This window comes from Microcystis sp. LE18-22.4A, assembly GCF_027531105.1.
GTDB lineage: Bacteria > Cyanobacteriota > Cyanobacteriia > Cyanobacteriales > Microcystaceae > Microcystis > Microcystis aeruginosa.
Map to the genome: position 1 here is coordinate 1 of NZ_JAPZRB010000195.1, position 3,179 is coordinate 3,179.

Sequence of the window (3,179 nt, forward strand, 5' to 3'; positions counted from 1 at the left end):
GCCTCCAGATGAATCAGAAAAAAAGATTCCTTTCCTCGAAACTTAACTTGTGCGACTAAATCACTTTCATACCTTTCTCCTTCGGTGACATCGGTAAATACTTCTTTGTCTAAAAAAGTAATCGAGTCCCTATCTAAATAATCCATCAATTGAGGAAAAAATAACTCAATAAATTCGACAAAAAAGGTGGAGATTAACTCCTTAAATAAGCGATCATGGTCAATATTATTAGTCATGTAATATCATCTTAACTAATCTGAGCGATGAATGACTACTCTTCTCTATTGTATTCTGAAAAGTCGGTTTTGGCAACAGATTGTTATGACCTCATCCCCTTAACCTACGAGGAGAGGGGGATACTTTCCGCGTTAACCTTTCTCTTTCAACTAAAACCCCCCAAAGCAATCTTACCCCTTGTCATGGCGAAGATGCGAGCGCTAACGTCAAAGCTAGGCTGTTCCTAATTCAAATTGCTTGTTGAGACGAGGCACTCTTGCGCTCTTGCACTCTTGCAACAGTAAAGGGATTGGGGGAGATTCGGCTAATCTAAGAATAAGCGATTTAAATACGTTTTAGCTTACTTTTTCTGATTTTTCTTGCCAAGTACCGTGAAAACCGGGAGGGATAACACTGGGTAATTGCAGACAGCAAAGGGGCTCTTTTTCTAACTGCTGACTATCATAGATTCTCACTTGGCTGCTGTGATTATTGCCGTCGTAAACCACGACGATTAACCATCCCGTTTCTGGAGATAAACCATCGGAGACAAAAATCGGTTCACTGCCATAACAGTTATTTTCTAGATAAGCAATAGTTAACTTACCTGTGGAGTGATTATAACAAGCAGGAATTCCGATAATTTCCCGACGAATATCGCTATCGGGACGAGGGACAGCTAAAAAAGTATTTTGCCATTTTTGTCCCACCAGTTGCGGGGAAACCACGGGAAAATCACAGCTTAAATCCGAGAGAATTTCCTGATTAATCACCTTTGCTGATAGGGGATTGATGGTGATACTTGCTAATTTTCCGATGGCTAAGGTTTCGGTTTCACCCGTGGCAACTTCTTTTAAAAATTGATTAGTTTTAAAGTCATCATAACGGACAAAAACAATTTCAAGATTGCCTTGGTCATTCACACAACCATTAGCGAAGTGCCATTGAAACCATGAATCCGTAACACTTTCACTGACTAACTGTAGAGAATCTCGCTCAAAAATTAGTATTCTTGTTCCTAATTCTGGCTGCCACTGCATGGCATCACTAAAAGTTTTAAATCCCAACAGTATCGATAACTTATCCGCTTTTATCGGTGGGACAAAAAAGACGAGATACTGTCCTGCTAAAACAAAGTCATGCAGCAGAGACAATCTATCTAACTCAAAAGTGTTTTTCTGGATAATTTGACCAGTGGAGTCAGACTTATAGAGATTTAAACTAACTTTGGCACTGATTGTCACCCCGAAATTAAAAATCTCTCCTCTGGACAAATCTAGCTTAGGATGAGCGGAAAAAGTTTCCTTTGCTTGTAAGCTAGATAAATTATCTAAGCCTAGGGTTTCTAAAGATTGTAAATCTAATTTATGGGGAAAACCCCCTTCCCAGAGAGCTAATAATTTATCGGGTAAAGCTAACACCGAGGTGTTAGCGGCATTTTTTACCTCTTTTCCCCAATTATTCCACAAGAAGCCGGGGGCATTCATGCCATAATTAGGAAATAAATATTGATTAGCGGCGCTTTCTTGCTGATAACCGGCAGTCTGAACATAACGATAGGTGGCATTGGCTCCATTATCATGAAAATGTACAGCTAAAATTGCCCCATCTCCGTCAAACCAATGACCAACTTTTTGCTTACCTCTTTCTAATCTCCCCGGACCATTGCGATAGAGACTACCCCGCAATCCCTCGGGAATTTTCCCCGATAATAAGGTTAATTGGGTTTCAGAAAATTCTACTGCTGGTTTTTCTAAAGATTTTGCCCAAGCTTTCATAGATTTGTTTTTTTACTGATTACATAGTTAAGTATAGCCCTAGGCTAGGTTCAATGACGATAACTTAGGCAGTTTACCAGTTAATTAGTATTCGTCACAACCCATCAATTATATCATTATAAAGTATTGGGATCAATTCCCAGAGAACGGATATATTCAGCTAAACGTTCAGCTTTAAGACGTTCTTGTTCTAATTGTAAACTTGCTTGTTCAGCTTTTTGAGATAACTCAATAGAAGTTAAAAATTTCTGACCATCTAAACTATAAATTTCTAACTCATCTTCTGTCAATTCAAATCGGATATTTAACCGAGGACTAACCCATCCCTTAATCTCAGGTATAGAACTTAATATTCCTTTCTGTCTTAACCATCCTTGAAAATTATGAGAATCTGGATCATAGAGATAGTATTCTTCCACTCCATAACGTTGATAAAAGAGGAGTTTTCGCTCCATTTCTTCTAAACTATTAGAAGGGGAGAGAATTTCAAAGACCACTTGAGGAGCAATGTTATCTTCTTGCCATTGTTTATAGGAACCCCTTCTTCCTTTCGGACGACCAAATACTACCATAACATCGGGAGCAACCGGTCCGGTAATTTTTTTATCTTGGACAGGATACCAGAGCAGATCTCCCGCAATAAAAACGTTAGGAGAATTAGCAAAGAGAATCTCAAGATTTTCTTTAATTTTCACGATCCATTCGTATTGTTCGGTATTATCGGCCATCGGTTTACCGTCACTATCGGGGTATTCAATATCTGGATCAATAGCTGGTGTAAAGGTCATAATTTCTGCTCCTTTAAATATTCATAAAGTATCGGGATCAATTCCCAGAGAACGGATATATTCAGCTAAACGTTCAGCTTTTTGAGATAACTCGATAGAAGTCAAAAATTTCTGACCATCTAAACTATAAATTTCTAACTCATCTCCTCTCAATTCAAATCGGATATTTAACCGAGGACTAACCCATCCCTTAATCTCAGGTATAGAACTTAATAGTCCTTCCTGTCTTAACCATCCTTGAAAATTATGAGAATCGGGATCATAGAGATAGTATTCTTCCACTCCATAACGTTGATAAAAGAGGAGTTTTCGCTCCATTTCTTCTAAACTATTAGAAGGGGAGAGAATTTCAAAGACCACTTGAGGAGCGATGTTATCTTCTTGCCATTGTTTATAG

3 protein-coding genes and 1 pseudogene are annotated in these 3,179 nt (G+C 38.4%); all 4 read right to left on the minus strand.

Annotation, left to right across the window (positions count from 1 at the left end):
• A pseudogene (locus O9295_RS08485) lies at positions 1 to 236 on the minus strand (flagellar assembly protein H); the annotation flags it as partial.
• A gap of 336 nt (positions 237 to 572) precedes the next feature.
• Positions 573 to 1,994 carry a carotenoid oxygenase family protein gene (locus O9295_RS08490; protein ID WP_288032664.1) on the minus strand — a complete coding sequence of 474 codons (1,422 nt, stop codon included), beginning with the start codon at positions 1,992 to 1,994 and terminating at the stop codon, positions 573 to 575.
• A 116-nt stretch (positions 1,995 to 2,110) separates the two neighbouring features.
• Positions 2,111 to 2,782, minus strand: coding sequence for a Uma2 family endonuclease (locus tag O9295_RS08495; RefSeq protein WP_288032665.1), 672 nt, complete (start codon positions 2,780 to 2,782; stop codon positions 2,111 to 2,113).
• A gap of 21 nt (positions 2,783 to 2,803) precedes the next feature.
• The coding region (locus O9295_RS08500) for a Uma2 family endonuclease (RefSeq protein ID WP_288032666.1) at positions 2,804 to 3,179 on the minus strand (376 nt) is incomplete at its 5' end.